At 56.7% G+C, this 12,644-nt stretch carries 21 protein-coding genes; 12 read left to right on the top strand and 9 right to left on the bottom strand.

Annotated elements, in window-relative coordinates; genetic code table 11:
- Window positions 1–65: 65 nt before the first annotated feature.
- The 5 genes from ACZ5AM_RS07415 to ACZ5AM_RS07395 are packed head-to-tail and all read right to left on the bottom strand — an operon-like array spanning window position 66 to window position 2,598.
- Window positions 66–536 (bottom strand): methyltransferase RsmF C-terminal domain-like protein, encoded by a 471-nt coding sequence (locus ACZ5AM_RS07415; RefSeq protein ID WP_464914379.1) that lies wholly within the window; start codon window positions 534–536, stop codon window positions 66–68.
- Window positions 533–1,468, bottom strand: a complete 936-nt coding sequence (locus tag ACZ5AM_RS07410; protein WP_464914378.1) for a tRNA (cytosine(49)-C(5))-methyltransferase — start codon at window positions 1,466–1,468, stop codon at window positions 533–535. Before ACZ5AM_RS07410 ends, ACZ5AM_RS07415 begins: the two co-directional genes overlap by 4 nt.
- Before the next feature lie 9 nt (window positions 1,469–1,477).
- Window positions 1,478–1,906 carry an archease gene (locus ACZ5AM_RS07405; protein WP_464914377.1) on the bottom strand — a complete coding sequence of 143 codons (429 nt, stop codon included), beginning with the start codon at window positions 1,904–1,906 and terminating at the stop codon, window positions 1,478–1,480.
- A 1-nt stretch (window position 1,907) separates the two neighbouring features.
- Complete coding sequence (locus ACZ5AM_RS07400; protein ID WP_464914376.1) at window positions 1,908–2,369, bottom strand: type II toxin-antitoxin system VapC family toxin; 462 nt, start codon at window positions 2,367–2,369, stop codon at window positions 1,908–1,910.
- The gene (locus ACZ5AM_RS07395; protein WP_464914375.1) at window positions 2,338–2,598 is read right to left on the bottom strand and encodes a ribbon-helix-helix domain-containing protein; all 261 of its coding nucleotides are present in this window, start codon (window positions 2,596–2,598) and stop codon (window positions 2,338–2,340) included. Before ACZ5AM_RS07395 ends, ACZ5AM_RS07400 begins: the two co-directional genes overlap by 32 nt.
- 89 nt (window positions 2,599–2,687) lie before the next feature.
- On the opposite strand from ACZ5AM_RS07395, the gene panB reads away from it, so the two are divergent.
- Both panB and ACZ5AM_RS07385 read left to right on the top strand, forming a co-directional pair.
- Complete coding sequence (gene panB / locus ACZ5AM_RS07390; RefSeq protein ID WP_464914374.1) at window positions 2,688–3,542, top strand: 3-methyl-2-oxobutanoate hydroxymethyltransferase; 855 nt, start codon at window positions 2,688–2,690, stop codon at window positions 3,540–3,542.
- Window positions 3,542–4,210, top strand: a complete 669-nt coding sequence (locus tag ACZ5AM_RS07385; RefSeq protein ID WP_464914373.1) for a glycosyltransferase family 2 protein — start codon at window positions 3,542–3,544, stop codon at window positions 4,208–4,210. Before panB ends, ACZ5AM_RS07385 begins: the two co-directional genes overlap by 1 nt.
- Here ACZ5AM_RS07385 and ACZ5AM_RS07380 read toward each other — a convergent pair.
- A complete protein-coding gene (locus tag ACZ5AM_RS07380) occupies window positions 4,200–5,042 on the bottom strand; it encodes a DMT family transporter (protein WP_464914372.1) in 843 nt (280 codons plus the stop codon). The two genes, ACZ5AM_RS07385 and ACZ5AM_RS07380, sit on opposite strands and share 11 nt — an antisense overlap.
- 78 nt (window positions 5,043–5,120) lie before the next feature.
- Between ACZ5AM_RS07380 and ACZ5AM_RS07375 the strand changes: the two genes are divergently transcribed.
- The 10 genes from ACZ5AM_RS07375 to ACZ5AM_RS07330 all read left to right on the top strand — a co-directional run bounded on the left by ACZ5AM_RS07375 (window position 5,121) and on the right by ACZ5AM_RS07330 (window position 9,407).
- Window positions 5,121–5,768, top strand: a complete 648-nt coding sequence (locus ACZ5AM_RS07375) for a ribosomal biogenesis protein (RefSeq protein WP_464914371.1) — start codon at window positions 5,121–5,123, stop codon at window positions 5,766–5,768.
- Window positions 5,705–5,989, top strand: a complete 285-nt coding sequence (pcc1, locus tag ACZ5AM_RS07370; RefSeq protein WP_464914370.1) for a KEOPS complex subunit Pcc1 — start codon at window positions 5,705–5,707, stop codon at window positions 5,987–5,989. Before ACZ5AM_RS07375 ends, pcc1 begins: the two co-directional genes overlap by 64 nt.
- 68 nt (window positions 5,990–6,057) lie before the next feature.
- Window positions 6,058–6,411, top strand: a complete 354-nt coding sequence (locus ACZ5AM_RS07365; protein ID WP_464914369.1) for a prefoldin subunit beta — start codon at window positions 6,058–6,060, stop codon at window positions 6,409–6,411.
- Window positions 6,412–6,440: 29 nt separating this feature from the next.
- A complete protein-coding gene (locus ACZ5AM_RS07360; protein WP_464914368.1) occupies window positions 6,441–6,752 on the top strand; it encodes a DUF3194 domain-containing protein in 312 nt (103 codons plus the stop codon).
- 33 nt (window positions 6,753–6,785) lie between these two features.
- Window positions 6,786–7,106, top strand: coding sequence for a nucleotidyltransferase domain-containing protein (locus ACZ5AM_RS07355; RefSeq protein ID WP_464916058.1), 321 nt, complete (start codon window positions 6,786–6,788; stop codon window positions 7,104–7,106).
- Window positions 7,099–7,482 (top strand): HEPN domain-containing protein, encoded by a 384-nt coding sequence (locus ACZ5AM_RS07350; protein ID WP_464914367.1) that lies wholly within the window; start codon window positions 7,099–7,101, stop codon window positions 7,480–7,482. The genes ACZ5AM_RS07355 and ACZ5AM_RS07350 overlap by 8 nt, the downstream gene beginning before the upstream one ends.
- Entirely contained in the window at window positions 7,479–8,462 is a 984-nt protein-coding gene (locus tag ACZ5AM_RS07345) for a DHH family phosphoesterase (protein ID WP_464914366.1), read from the top strand. The genes ACZ5AM_RS07350 and ACZ5AM_RS07345 overlap by 4 nt, the downstream gene beginning before the upstream one ends.
- A gap of 1 nt (window position 8,463) precedes the next feature.
- Window positions 8,464–8,796, top strand: coding sequence for a hypothetical protein (locus ACZ5AM_RS07340; protein ID WP_464914365.1), 333 nt, complete (start codon window positions 8,464–8,466; stop codon window positions 8,794–8,796).
- 125 nt (window positions 8,797–8,921) lie between these two features.
- The gene (locus ACZ5AM_RS07335) at window positions 8,922–9,206 is read left to right on the top strand and encodes a 50S ribosomal protein L44e (RefSeq protein WP_062373977.1); all 285 of its coding nucleotides are present in this window, start codon (window positions 8,922–8,924) and stop codon (window positions 9,204–9,206) included.
- A gap of 3 nt (window positions 9,207–9,209) precedes the next feature.
- Window positions 9,210–9,407: a 30S ribosomal protein S27e gene (locus tag ACZ5AM_RS07330; protein ID WP_464914364.1), complete on the top strand. Its 198-nt coding sequence runs from the start codon at window positions 9,210–9,212 to the stop codon at window positions 9,405–9,407.
- Window positions 9,408–9,728: 321 nt separating this feature from the next.
- Here ACZ5AM_RS07330 and ACZ5AM_RS07325 read toward each other — a convergent pair whose 3' ends face one another.
- From ACZ5AM_RS07325 to thiI, 3 genes are all read right to left on the bottom strand, one after another.
- Window positions 9,729–10,820, bottom strand: coding sequence for a DUF835 domain-containing protein (locus ACZ5AM_RS07325; protein WP_464914363.1), 1,092 nt, complete (start codon window positions 10,818–10,820; stop codon window positions 9,729–9,731).
- Between the two features lie 119 nt (window positions 10,821–10,939).
- Window positions 10,940–11,491 carry a DUF998 domain-containing protein gene (locus ACZ5AM_RS07320; RefSeq protein WP_464914362.1) on the bottom strand — a complete coding sequence of 184 codons (552 nt, stop codon included), beginning with the start codon at window positions 11,489–11,491 and terminating at the stop codon, window positions 10,940–10,942.
- An 18-nt stretch (window positions 11,492–11,509) separates the two neighbouring features.
- Window positions 11,510–12,640, bottom strand: coding sequence for a tRNA uracil 4-sulfurtransferase ThiI (gene thiI / locus ACZ5AM_RS07315; RefSeq protein WP_464914361.1), 1,131 nt, complete (start codon window positions 12,638–12,640; stop codon window positions 11,510–11,512).
- Window positions 12,641–12,644 lie beyond the last annotated feature (4 nt).

Below are 12,644 nucleotides of genomic sequence, written 5' to 3'. Positions count from 1 at the left end.
CCATCTTTCCCACCCCGCCTTAGGTAAGCCTAAAGTTATTTTAATCTTTCGCGGGACACCTTTGACTACAGATCGAGCCTCAACCTTCTGTCCCCGGGCACGTAGTTTATCAGCCTGCCTTCTTTAGCCTTCGCCGAGCCGAGGAAGTAGGAGCGCCACTTGACTATCACCCAGCCGTAGAGGTTCTCGTCTACCTCGACGCTCTCCCCAGCCAAATAGCGCCTCGCCCTCTCGTCATCTAACTCAACCACGTTCTTCGTCGCCCTCGGCCCAACGAGAAAGCTCCCCTCGATGCTGAGCCTTATCCCGTCGCTCTCGATCCTCGCGAAATAAACGCCCTGCCTGTCGGGCCCCTTGACCTCAAGGGAGCACGGCTTCCACGCGTAGACCTTGTGGTACCTCCCCCGTATCTCGTAGAGTAAATCGGGAGCGTAGCCGTAGTTCTCGATGAGGAGTTTTTTCACGAGCTCGGTGTCGTTAGTCCTTCCAACCTCTTCCCTCGGGTTGGTGGTGTTTTCCCCGTTCTCCCCGCTCATTCCCCTCCCTCCGGCTTGGTTATCTTTGCAATGAAGAAGGCCTCGGTGTCGTTGTCGTTCGGGTGAATCCTGAGGGCCTTCTTCAGCTCGGGGGAGTATTCTCTGCCCTCCCATTCCAGAACCGGTTCGCTCGTCCTCACGGGGAGCTTTATCGGTTCGAGCCTCGCGTCCGTTTTCCTGAGGAGGTAGTCAACTACCTCCTCGTTTTCCAGGGGGTCTATCGTGCAGGTTGAGTAGACGAGGGTCCCGCCGGGTTTCAGGGCTTCATAGGCCGCCCTTATCAGCCTCTTCTGGATGTTCATGTACTTGATGACGCCCTTCAGGCGCCATTCCTCCAGAAAGCGCCACTTCTTCCTTATCATCCCCACAGAGGAGCACGGTGCATCGAGGAGTACTCTATCAAAGGTATTCTCGAATCTGGCGAAGTAGGCCCCGTCCTTCGTCGTCACGCGGGCGTTGAGGACGCCCATCTTATTGAGGTTTGCTATGAGGACGTTAGCCCTGCTGAGCTTCGGGTCGTTTGCTATGATGCACCCCTCGTTCTCCATGTACTGCGCTATCTGTCCGGTTTTTGAGCCAGGGGCTGCCGCCATGTCCAGGACAAGCTCACCGGGCTTGGGATCAAGGACAACGGGGGGTATCATGGAGCTCGCTTCCTGGCCGAAGATTAGGCCGAGGCCGTGCTCCGGAACCTTCGCGAGGTTATCAACGTTGATGAAGAAGCCCTCGCGGACCCAGGGTATCGGCTCCAGCTCAAACTCTTCCTCCAGTCTCTCAACCACGACCTCGAGCGGCGCCTTGAGCGTGTTCACCCTTATGCTCTGCCTGAGCGGCTTCACTATGAACTCCCAGAACTCGTCCGTGTCTTCGAGCTTCGAATAGCGCTCGTAGAATTCCGGGTTTACATCCCTGATCCTGTCCCTCGCGCTCATGAGACCACCTCATAGGTCCGGAACCAGCTGCGCCATCCATCTCCCATCGGGGAGCTGCTTTATCTCCATCTCGTGGTAGGTTATCGCCTTCACTTCCTCCTTCGGCTCGTGCTTCTCGTAGTCGAGCGGCTCACCGCAGGCTCTGGCCTTAAGCTTGTGGCCCTCTCCGCCCTCCTCAATCTCGACCTTTACATCGCCGAAGACAAGTCCCTCCATGTCGTGGAGCACTAGAAGCTCCTCGAGGAAGTTGTAAAGAAGCGCCATCAGGTCCTCGCCTTCCACCTCAACCTCGCGGCACTCCCTCGGCTCGACCTTCCTCACGTCAACCATGACGTCGAAGAGGGCCAAAGCAACCGCCTCGAATGCCTCCTCAAGCGTTGAGCCGTATCCGCGGATGCCTATGTCGGCGGTGTGCTCGTAGTGCTCCCATTCCCTCATCTCACTCACCCCCAAGGAGTATTGAGTTTAGACCTTCCTCGATCGCAGCCTGATGGAGCCTCTTGTCGGCAGTATAGAAGCTTTCTGCCTCAACGTACTTTGCAGAGACTATCTGAAGAGCATCGGCTTGATACAGGTGATATTTCTCGATCAGCTTCCAGGCATCTGCCAGGATCAGTGAGTGAACAGGGACGACTTCCAGGACGCCCAGCCTCGTGAACCGCTTCACCTCCGCCAGAAAGCCCTTTTTCAGGAAGTCAAACTCATCTCTGCTGAGCTGTCCACGTCTCAGCCGTTTATCGAGTGTGCCGATCACTTCCCCGATGTTCCAGAAGCTGAAGGCCAGCTTCACCTCCCCCCTGTAGGCGTCCCTGAAGAGATCTTTAACGACATCGCTGCCCTCCTCGTCCAGGTATCTTTTCAGGATCGCACTAGTATCCAAGTAAACGCTTCTCCCTGTCATCCCTCATCTCCCTCACGAGCTTCTCACTGCTCTCGCCTTTGACCTTCAGGGGTTCAAACCACAGGGGCACCTCAGAGTCGTCGACGTCCTTCAAGACCTCGTTTATGAGGTAGTTCATCAGCGCCTCCTCGAGGAGCTTGCTAACCTCGCTCTTCTCCCGCTGGGCCAGCTCTTTAAACTCCTTCCACAGTTCTTCATCCAAATAAACGCTGGTCTTCACCTTCCCCATTGTACCACCATCGGTAATTACCTATGTTGGTATATAAACCCATCGAAACCGTTAATTAGACCGGCATCGAAATGGTTGGAGGTGGTTACATGAGGGAGGTAACGCCGAGGCGCATAATGGAGATGAAGGGGAAGGAAAAGATAGCGATGGTAACTGCTTACGATTACCCCTCCGCGCTGATAGCGGACAAGGCCGGGATGGACATAATTTTCATAGGGGATTCCCTCGGTATGGTGGTCTACGGCGAGCCGAACACGCTGAACGTCAGCATGGAGCAGATGGTCTACCACACGAGGGCCGTCTCCAAGGCTGTCAAGAGGGCTCTCGTTCTCGCCGACATGCCCTTCGGAAGCTACGAGATAGACACCGACGAGGGCCTCAGGAACGCAGCCCGGCTGATTCAGGCCGGGGCTGATGCGGTGAAGATAGAAGGCGGCCACGACCACAGGAAGCTCGTGAGAAAGCTGGTCAGGATGGGTATTCCGGTAATGGGCCACACTGGCTTAACACCGCAGCGCTACCTTCGCCTGGGCGGCTACAGATTAATGGGCGAGACTGAGGAGGAGATAGAGGAGATACTCCGCGATGCAAAGGCCCTCGAAAAGGCCGGTGCCTTCGCGGTTGTCCTTGAGTTCACCCTCGCTGACGTCGCGAAGCTCGTAACCGAGGAAATCTCGATTCCCACCATAGGAATCGGCTCCGGCCCGTGGGTCGACGGCCAGGTTTTGGTGTGGCACGACCTCCTCGGAATCTACGAGGACGTCCCGCCATTCGTCAAGAAGTACGCGGACATAGGGGGAATGATGAGACTCGCACTCGAAAACTACCGCGAGGAGGTCAAGGGAGGAGAGTTCCCCGCGAAGGAGCACTACTGGGAATTCCTCGACAAGGACGACTTCAGGAAAAAGTCTCAAAAGGCCCTTGATAGACTGGGGGACGACTGATGCTGAAGGGAAAGAGAATAAGCGTTGTTATCCCTGCGTACAACGAGGCAGAACGCCTTCCCGGAGTACTCGGGAGGATTCCGGATTTCGTCGATGAGGTCCTGGTGGTCGACGACGGCTCCACGGACGGGACTTACGAAGCCGCGAGGGTCTTTGCAGAGAAGGACCCCAGGATAAAGGCCATTAGACTAGAGGAGAACTGCGGTAAGGGCTGTGCGATGAGGGAGGGGGTGAAGCAGTCCACCGGGGATATCGTTGTCTTCATGGACGCCGATGGTCAGCACAAGCCGGAGGACATCATCAAGCTCGTCGAGCTGATAGTGGGTGGGGAGGCGGACATGGTAATAGGCGCAAGGAAGCTCGAGGAAGCCGGCAAGAGGCCGTTCCACAGGAGGCTGAGCAACATCATAACGACGAGGCTGATACGGCTCAAGCTGAAGAGGTACATCTACGACACCCAGAGTGGCTTCAGGGCCTTCAGGCGGGAATTCCTCCAAGAGATAGAGAGCAACCGCTACGAGGTGGAGACTGAGATGCTCTTCAAAACTGCGAAGATGGGCGCGAGGATAAAGGAGGTGCCCGTTGGCATGATATACGATCCGAACCGGGAAGGGCGCTTTGGTTTTAGGGACATCTTCCGCTTTATACGTGCCTATCTCAAGTTTTGACTTCACTCTTCACTCTCACTGTCCCAAGGGTGCCCAGCACTATGAGGGCGAAACCCAGGGCATGGTATGGGGTGAAGCTCTCACCCATAGCCGTTCCGAGGCCGATGGCTATCGCCGGTGCGGGCGTTATTATCGCCGTCGCTTTTGAGAGGTTTATCCTCTTTATGGAGCCGTACCAGACGACCTGGCCGAGGGCTATTATCACTCCCTCCGCAACGACGAGGGGAGAGAACTCCGGTCCGGTCAGGAGTGCCAGGGGGAGGAGCAACAGGGAACCGAAGGTGTTCCTGAGGGTGGCTATGGTGATGGGGCGATACGGGAGGCGCTTGGCTATGACGTGCCCGGCCTGCCAGAACAGCGGGACGAGGAGAAGGAGGACGTCCCCGAGATGCGGCTCCACGGTACGGCCCTGTGTGATGACGAGGACGAGCCCGGCAAGAACCAGGGAGGAGTAAGCCACGAGCCGCCCGGTTATTCTCTCCCCGAGGAAAATCCCTGCCAGCAGGAACGACCAGAGGACCTCGCTCCTCGTTATAAGGGCGGCGTTTATTGCCGTGCTCATCCTGGCGCCAAAGGAGTAGGCGAGGTAGGCCAGAGCAGTCCCAAAAAGCCCAACGAGGAAGGCCATCTTTATCCCAGAAGGATTATCCTCGAGCTCCCTTCCACCCCCCTCAAAAACCAGCACCGTCCAGAGGATGAGGGATGCGAAGAGGGCCGAGAAAGCTGAGAAGCTCACCGGGTTTGATGGGTTGGCCTTTATGACTACCGGTTCTAGGCCGTACAGAAGCATGCCGAAGAGTGCCATCAGGGTTCCGGCGGCTTCTCGGTTCATATCCGAGCTTGGGAGGGCCGGAATAAAAATCTGTCGATGAGAAAGCTTTTTAACCCTGCACCTGAGCTTAGGAATGCCATGATGCTGATAACGACATCCCACCGACCGACGAGGAGGACGAGGAGCTTCGGCCACGACTTGGAGAAGGTGTTCCCCAACTCCCTCTACTTGACTAGGGGAAAGAAGACTATCCAGGACCTTCTCATGGAGGCCTACGACAGGAACTACGAGAGGCTTTTGATAGTCAACGTCTGGAAGGGAAACCCGCTCAAGATGACCTTCATCAAGGTTGACCCCGAGGACTGGGGCTACCTCGGCTACCTCTACCTCCACGGAATAAAGCTCCAGCGCGAGGTGGGTTACAGGAATATAAGGTCCATCCGCGAGGAGATGCCCTTTGTTGTAACCACCGCCAAGCGCGTCGGACTGGATCACGTCGCCTTCGCCCAGGCCTTTGCGGAACTCACGGGCGGAACGTTCGTCCCAAGACGGGAGCGCTCCCTCCTCGGGATAGCCGACAAGTACAACACGGACGTCCTCGGCGTCATCGAGAGGCACCCGAGGGGAATGGCGGTCAACTTTTATCGCTTCGACGTTGACAGGGAGCATCCCGTTGGGCCCCTCATAAGCGTCAAGATATGGATAATGGAGGACGGGAGGAGATGGGACTACAAGGAGGCTCTGGGGATAAGGGGCCAGAGGAGAAGTGGCCGATCGAGGGAGTGATCGAGCTCTCCTTCCCGGACGAGGAAACTGCCAGGGTGGTCTACGAGAGCGTTCTCTACGAGCACGAGAGCGTGCCCTACCGGAGGAGCAGGATAGAGTTTCTGCGCGAGGGGAACAGGATAGTAATCCGCTTTTTGGCCAGGGACAACTCCGCCCTGAGGGGAACGCTGAACTCGTACCTCCGGTGGATCAAGGTGGCTGTGGATTCTCTCGAGGTCTGAGCCCGGCCGAAACTATTTAAAGCCCACCCCTTATTCTAACCCGGAATCGCGATTACGGAGGTGTTGGCATGCAGAACATTCCGCCGCAGGTTCAGGCCATGCTCGGTCAGCTTGAGAGCTACCAGCAGCAGCTCCAGCTCGTGGTCCAGCAGAAGCAGAGGGTTCAGGCCGAGCTGACGGAGGCGAAGAAGGCCCTCGAGGAGATCGAGAAGCTCCCCGAGGATGCCGTGCTCTACAAGACCGTTGGGACCCTCATAGTCAAGACCGAGAAGGCCAGGGCAGTTGAGGAGCTCAAGGAGAAGGTCGAGACTCTGGAGGTTCGCCTGAGCGCCCTTGAGAGGCAGGAGAAGAAGCTCAACGAGAAGCTCAAAGAGCTCACCACCCAGATACAGGGCGCCCTTAGGAATCCCGTAGCGGGCTGACCTCTTTTCTCCATTTGGGGGGGCTGAGGGTGGCAGAGGGTAAAAGGGTGATCCACATAGGTCTTCCGGAGCTGAGTGAGGAACAGCTCATAGAGATCGGCGAGCTGGCACAGGAGACGATAATAAAGGAAGTGTTCGACATCCTCAACAGGAGCGACGTCAAGGACATCGAGGTCACGATGAGGATAAACCGCGAGGATACCCTCGACCTCGAGGTTGAGGTCTACCTTGAGGTCCCGATATTCGTGAAGGTCGACGTCGATGGGCTTATAGACAGGGCCGTTGAGAAGGCCTACGAGGTTGTTGAGAGAAGGTTGAAAGAACTGGCCGCAAAGGATTAAACCTTCAAGGCCCAAATTTATCCGGTGAGAGGGATGGATTATCGCGAGGTGGCGAGGCGCTTTGCGGAGGACGTTAAAAAACGCCTGGGTGAGTCGGTCAAGGAGATAATCCTCTTCGGGTCGGTCGCGAGGGGAGACTACGGTGAGAACAGTGACGTTGACGTCCTCATAGTTGTTGAGGGGGACGCGTGGGAGGCCCAGAAAAAAGCTTCGGACGTTGTCGTTGATTACATCATCGAGTACGGCGTTTACGTGTCGGCCAAGGTCATAAGCGTCGAGGAGTTTGAGCTGATGAAGAACCTCAACACCGCGTTTTACAGGAACATCCAGCGGGAGGGAGTACTCATTGGATGATGAAATAAGCCTTCTGCTCAGCAATGCCCACGAATCCCTTGGTGCGGCGGAGCTTCTGCTTGAAAAAGGGTTTTACAGAGATGCTATGAGCAGGGCATACTATGCCATGTTCTACGCCGCGAGCGCACTCCTAAGGGCCAAAGGAATCGTCACCAAAAGCCACAGAGGCGTGATTGCGAAGTTTGGACTCGAATTCGTCACGGAGGGCACTATAGAGAGATACTATGCAAAGGCACTTAGCCTTGCGGAGAGCCTCAGGGAGAGGGCCGACTACGATGCCACGTTTCAGCCTGGAGAAGATGAAGCTAGGGAGCTCGTTGAGGATGCCAAGGCCTTCGTGGAGAGGATTGAAAAAGCGCTGGAGGAGCTGAGATGAAAGGGAAGATCAAGCTCAAACGCTTTCTTGAGGGCGCAAAGGATAGATCCTTTCTCCTCCTCTGCCACCACAACGCCGACCCGGATTCCCTCGGCTCGGCCATAGCCTTTGCCCTGTACCTCAAATCAATCGGCGTTGAGAACGTGAGGGTAGGCGTTGCCCAGAGCGTCTCCTCCTACGCGAAGAGGCTTCTCACCTTCTCGCCGGTTCCCGTTGAGAGAGATCCGGTCGTTAAAGAGGACGTGGTCATGATTTTCGACACGTCATCGCTCGAGCAGCTCGAGCCGATCGAGATTCCGAAGGGAAAGACGGTGATAGTCATCGACCACCACGTCGAGAAGGACAACCCGATAAGGGCGGAGGTAGCGGTGGTCGACTCCTCAAGAACTTCGACGGCAGAAATCGTGTGGGAGCTTTTTAAGTACCTCGGCTTCTACGACGAGACATCCGTCAGGGCCCTTCTGGCGGGAATCGTCACAGATACTGCAAACTTCCGCTTCGCCAACTCAAAGACGTTCAAAGCTGTCTCCGAGATGCTCGAGCGCTTCCCGCTCCAGATGGGGGAGATTTTCCAGCTTGTTGCGCCGGTCAGCGACGAGAACATAGACCAGGCGAAGAGGATGGCGATGTTGAAGGCCTGCCAGAGGCTTGAAATCAAGAAGTTCCGCAGGTACATCATAGCGGTCTCGAAGGTTTCGGCCTACGAATCCCTAGCATGCAAGACGTTCCTCAACCTAGGCGCGGACATAGCTGTCGTCGGGAGCGAGAAGAAAGGGGTCAGGATTTCCGCGAGGGCCAGGGAGAGCCTCGTGAAGAAGGGCCTCCACCTCGGCAGGATCATGGAGAAGGTCGGGCCAATCATAGAAGGCTCCGGCGGCGGTCATGCTGGAGCGGCCGGTGCGAACGGGAAGAAGAACCTCGACGAGGCGATTAAGGTCATCCTGAAGGAGATTGAAAAGTTCTTGAGGGAGGTAGATTGAAGTGGCCAGGTGTCCCCTCTGTGGCTCGCCCCTCGACTGGGCGGAGCTCATCGAGCAGATGCTCGCTCTCGAAGATGCTGAAGAGGTCATGAGCGACCGCGAAAGGTTCATGGAGGCCTTTGAGGGCTTCGTCTTCAAGTGTCCCCACTGCGGCGAGGAGTTCTACGGCAGGAACCTGCCCGGGAAGGAAGCGGAAAAGGTCTTCGAGCTCCTCAACGAGTTCAAGGGCTCGATAGACTGGGAGAACAAAAAGGTTCGCCTCAGACTCAACAGCCTCCTTGCCCTGGACACGATGCTAGAAAAGTGGGATCAGAAGATGAAGGGAAACCCCTGAGTTCCCCCGCAAAACTTTTTTAAAGCCTCCCGCTTACCGATGCCTGCAGGCGCTATCATGCCTCACGGCTCGGGGGTGTCCGAGGATCAGGTAGGAACCCACCGGGCCCCGTTGGAGGTGAGAGGATGAAGTACCCGAAGCAGATAAGGACGTACTGTCCGTTTTGCAAGAAGCACACGATCCACAAGGTCGAGAAGGTCAAGAAGAGGCCGAGGAGCGAGCTCAGCCAAGGCCAGAGGCGCTTCAGGAGGATAATGAAGGGTTACCGCGGTTTCCCGAGGCCGAACCCGGCCGGCAGAGAAAAGCCCGTCAAGAAGCTCGACCTCCGCTTCCGCTGCACTGTCTGCGGCAAGGCCCACACGAGAGGAAAGGGCTTCCGCGTTAAGAAGTTCGAGCTGGTGGAGGTGTGAAGCATGGCCCTTCCGAAGAACCTCATACCCATGCCCCGCTCGAGGTTCCTCCGCGTCAAGTGCATCGACTGCGGCAACGAGCAGATAGTCTTCAGCAACCCGGCCACCAAGGTCCGCTGTCTCGTCTGCGGTGCAACGCTCGTCGAGCCGACCGGCGGAAAGGGAATAATCAAGGCCAAGATACTCGAGGTTCTCGAGTGATTCTCGCTACTCTTTTCTCCCGTTTTGAGTTCGGTCTTTCAAATTGGATTCTTCCGAAAGGGTATATGGATGTGGCCCGCCCGTAACCCCCGTCCTCATTTCAGCCTGCCGGCAAAATCGGACGGGTTAACCCAGGCGGGCCAGAACTGTGCCCGGTCTGGGTTTCCCGCGGTCATCGCGCTCCGTAACGCGGAAGGCCCTCCCGCGGGGACCTCGCTGAGACCGGGCTGTAGCCCCCGCATCGCCCCCCGGTTCATTCTCCCCGGGGTCCTCGCGCGGGGGCAGGATGGGTTAGGCGTGGTGGTATAAAAGGTTGTGGTTTCACAGTAATAGCCTCTCAAGCTGGGCCATGAACCTCTCTTCAACGCTCTTGGGGTCGACTATGAGGATCAGCGTTCCGCCGCTGAGGACAACGAAGTCCCGTACCTTGGAGATGAACTTCAGGAAGCTCTCTCCAGGGTTGTAGACGAGCAGGTACTCGGGGCAGTCAATTAGGACGACACCTCTAAGCCCTTTCTCCTTCATGTCCTGCAGGTAGCGGTAGATGAGCTCCCCTATCCTGGCCAGGTCAGTGGGCTGTACGGTTTCCCTCGAACCCTCGCGGAACGGGGCGTTCGTTATGAAGTAGACCTTCCACCTCGGGGACACGTTCGAGGTCTCCCTGAGAAACGCGAGCACTGGGTAGCTCCCGAGCTTTTTCTTTATATCCCCGTATCTGTCCGGGGGTAGTATGAGAATACCCTCCTCGAGCTCAATCTCGCCGACCTCCTCCGGGGCACCCCTCACAAAACCTCCGGAGCGCATTATCCTGAGCAGCGCAGCCACCATCAGCACTATCAGCGTCGCCGAGAGGGAGAAACCTATAGGTCCATACCATGGGTGCTGACCAAACAAAGCTGCTGGGATCAAATGGAAACCGAAGAGCACTACCGCCACGTAGAAGTACCTGGCCGCGCTGTGGTAGATATCAACTATGGCCCTCATCAGGATTCCTGCTGCCGTAACAAAGACCCCCGCTATCCCGAGGGCTGCCGCGGCAGTTGCAGTCCATTCCGGATCCCCTGTGTACGCGTAGACCCCGAGAAGGTAGAGCATGAACAGGACGGGCGTGGGGGAGAACGAGAGGAGAACCCGCCTGCTTATCGTTATCCCCTCTTCCTCGAGTATGTAAACCGCGCCCGCAAACATAAACCCGGCGAAAACCGTTATGGAAACTAGCCCCAGAACCCCCACAGCTCCGTCGGCCGATGAAAAACCTACTGCCAGAAAGTCGAAGAGCCATGCGAGCGAGAACATGAGAGCCGATTTCCTCCGGTTGTCGAGGTATATCCTGAGGATCATGGTGGCCGCGACAAGATCCGCCCCCATGACCACAAGGGCCTCTCCCAGTATCAGAAGTTCTACCCCATCCATTCGCATCTACCGTCATAATCCATAGGGTTTCTTCGGTTAAAAGAGTTTCTAGTCTAAAAAGTTTCATGGATATGGCAATGCTAAACCAAAGCCTTTGGAACCCTTCCAAGCCCTCTTATTCAACCCTGAAGCCGAAGCTCCAGCAGTCCTATGTAGACGAACCACGCGAGTATCGTTACTGCCCCTATAAGCTCGGGAATCGCAAGCCCCCTGAAGACGCGGGCGTTTACGAGGTAGAGCATTAGAAAGAACGTCAGGCCCGAAAGAGCAGACCAAAAGTACCCGAGGGAAACATCGGAGCGGCCGAGCTTGACCCCGACTACGATGATGTCACTCAGAGCCAGAACGTAGAATAGAACCGCGGCTGGGGCGTGCGGTGAGTAGTTCTCGGGGAAAAGGCCGACGAGGAAGAGGAAAACCGCGGCGAGGGGCATCAGATAGCTGAGACCATTTCTGAACGCCCCGAGGGCCGCCACGAAGGTGAGAACCGCGAAGAACATCAGGAAGGAGTTGAAGTACGCGTGAGCGGGATTGTTGATGTTGCCCATGTCGCTGAGGGCGTTGTTCGTGAAGGAGAACCAGGGGTTCCTGGACAGCACTACGGCGAGGCCTATGATGAAAACGATGGGGAGTGAAATCGCCACGTATGCCGGGGTCTTCTCCAACTCCATCGCTCTCACCGTGCTCCTTCACGGTTCCTTTCCGAACACCGCCCTGTGGAGCTTCTTGAACTCCTCCCAGGAGCCCCTTATGACCGGATGCTTCGGGAGGCACCAGCACTCGTCCTCGGGCAGGGTCGAGAGCTCGAAGGTGCCTATTTCCTTGGCTATCCTCACGATCTCCTCCTTGTCCATGCCTATGAGCGGACGGTATATCGGCAGATCGCTCGCCTGGCTGACGATGTACATGTTCTCGAGCGTCTGGGAAGCAACCTGCCCGAGCGAGTCGCCCATAACGATGCCTTTCGCCCCGAACTCCCTCGCGATTTTGTCGGCGTGCCTCACCATGTTGAACTTGCAGAAGACGCAGGTGTACTTGTCCTTCTTGAGCTCCTTCAGCTTCTCGACTATCCTCTCGCGCTCCTTCGGCTTGACCACTATCAGCTCTCCCTTTCCTCCGTAGCCGTACTTCTTAAGCCGGTTCCATATCCTCCTGACCTTCTCTAGGGTCTTCTCGCCCATGTAGATGTGGACGGGGATGACCTCGACACCGCGCTTCATCATGAGGAACGCGGCGACCGGTGAATCTATCCCGCCGCTGAGCAGCGCAACCACCTTGCCCTGCGTTCCTATCGGCAGACCGCCCCAGGCCCGGATTTTGTCGACGTAGACGTACGCTTTGCCCTCCATAAGTTCTACTCCAACCTCGATGTCGTAATTGTGTAAGTTAACTTCACTCTCCTCGTTCTCGAAGATGTGCTCCCCTACCTTCGCCTGAACCTCGGGGCTCTTGAGCGGAAACTCCTTGGTTATCCTCCTCGCAGTGACGCGGAAGCGCGGTTTTTCAAGGCCCAGCTCGCGCTTCTTCTTCCGGAAGAGCTTGAGCGCGGTCCTGTTTATCTTGTCCATCTCAGCATCGACTTCCATCGCCGGCGAGAGCGAGACTATGCCGAAGACCCTCTGGAGGACTTCGACGGCATCCTTCGCCCTGTTCGTCCTCACCAGAACGCGGCCATGCTTGGCCTCGACCTTCTTGAAGTCGATGCCCTCGCTCACCAAAGCTTCTCGGATGTTGTTCATGAGGATGTTCTCGAACCACCTCCTCGTCTGCCTCGACTTGGTTCCTATCTCGCCGTACCTCACGATGACGACGTTGAACATGCCA

The sequence above is a fragment of the Thermococcus fumicolans genome (assembly GCF_055386755.1).
This window is presented reverse-complemented; position numbering and strand designations above follow the sequence as displayed.